Origin of the sequence: Novosphingobium malaysiense, from assembly GCF_000802225.1 — a bacterium.
In the GTDB taxonomy this organism is placed as follows: Bacteria; Pseudomonadota; Alphaproteobacteria; order Sphingomonadales; family Sphingomonadaceae; genus Novosphingobium; species Novosphingobium malaysiense.
On sequence record NZ_JTDI01000028.1, the window covers coordinates 1 to 1388 of the forward strand.

General features: G+C 61.5%; 1 protein-coding gene and 1 pseudogene. One reads left to right on the forward strand and one right to left on the reverse strand.

Annotated features, from left to right (window positions below; all coding sequences use genetic code 11):
* Window positions 1-48 precede the first annotated feature (48 nt).
* Window positions 49-828, forward strand: coding sequence for an enoyl-CoA hydratase-related protein (locus LK12_RS23340; protein WP_039290708.1), 780 nt, complete (start codon window positions 49-51; stop codon window positions 826-828).
* 98 nt (window positions 829-926) lie between these two features.
* Here LK12_RS23340 and LK12_RS23345 read toward each other — a convergent pair.
* Window positions 927-1388, reverse strand: a pseudogene (locus LK12_RS23345) (hypothetical protein); the annotation flags it as partial.

Here is a 1388-nt window from a genome sequence, read left to right on the forward strand (position 1 = left end):
GTGCGAAGGCGGTGGCATTGCCAACGTCACGATCGTGGAAGCGCTCGCGTGACTGGCGCTCCTGTCAAGGTTGAGCGGGAAGGGCATCTGACGATCATCACGATCGACAGACCTGAGGCCCGCAATGCGCTGGACGCCGAGGCCCAGCGGCTGATGGCCGCTGTAATGGATGATTTTTCCCGCGACGACGAGCAATGGGTCGCAATAGTCACGGCGACTGGTGACAAGGCCTTCTGCGCGGGGCATGACCTGCGCCAGCAGGCCGAGACGGGCGATCTGTTCACGCCTGAATCCGGCTTCGGCGGACTGACGGCGCGGGCGAACCTGGACAAACCGGTTATCGCCGGTGTCAATGGGCCTGCGTTCGGAGGTGGGTTCGAGATGGTGCTTGCAGCCGACATCGTCGTGGCAGCGGACAGCGCTTTCTTTGCCTTGCCTGAACCTCTGGTGGGTCTCGCCGCACTTGCAGGCGGCATCCAGCGGCTGCCACGCCTGATTGGCACTATACGCGCCAATGGCATTCTACTGACCGGACGGCGTGTTCCCGCCCTTGAGGCGCTTCAGCTCGGCCTTGTCAACGAAATCGTGCCGCCTGGTGAAGTGTTGGCGGCCGCAAGAGCGTGGGCAGACCGGATTCTGGCCTGCAGTCCGATGTCGATTCGTGCGACCAAGCAGGCGATCCGTCTCAGTGACGGAAAGGACTGCCTGGCAGCGATGCGTGAGGAATGGGCATGGCCCGCGATGGTGGCCATGCTCGAATCACAAGACGCACAGGAAGGGCCGCTGGCCTTCACCCAGAAGCGCAAGCCCGCCTGGAAGGGGTGCTGAGCAAAGTCGCGCTCTTACAAACGGTGCCTTGCACCCTTGAACCGAACAAGGGCGATCAGGACGTGGCCCGACTGGCTATGTCGTGTTCGCCCTGATCGTCACTCGAATTCCAGTTCGGGAAACCCCTTGTCGGCAGATTCCTCGAGCCGGTTATAGTACTCGTTCGCGCCCCCGAAGTAGATCAACACGCGTGGGGGCTTGTCCTCGCGATTGGCGCCCATCATCCACGAGTTTACCTTGTCGCCTTCCGCCATGAGGGTCTGCCGGTGGATGTCGGCGGTATGCGCCGTCCATTCGCGCTCGGCCTGTGGCCTTGGACGGAAAACTTTGTATCCCTCGCGTTCCATTTTCTCGATGCAGCGCGAGATCCAGATGACGTTTTGTTCGATTGAAGTCGGCAGGTTGGCGAAGGGAGCCTGCGGTCCGGTGACGATGAACATGTTGGGGAAGTCGGCCACGCAAACTCCCATGATGCTATCCGAGGATGCCTGCCACTTTTCCTTGAGCGTCTGTCCGCTGCTGCCGCGGATAGGAAAGGCTTCTAGTGCGCCCGTGTAGGC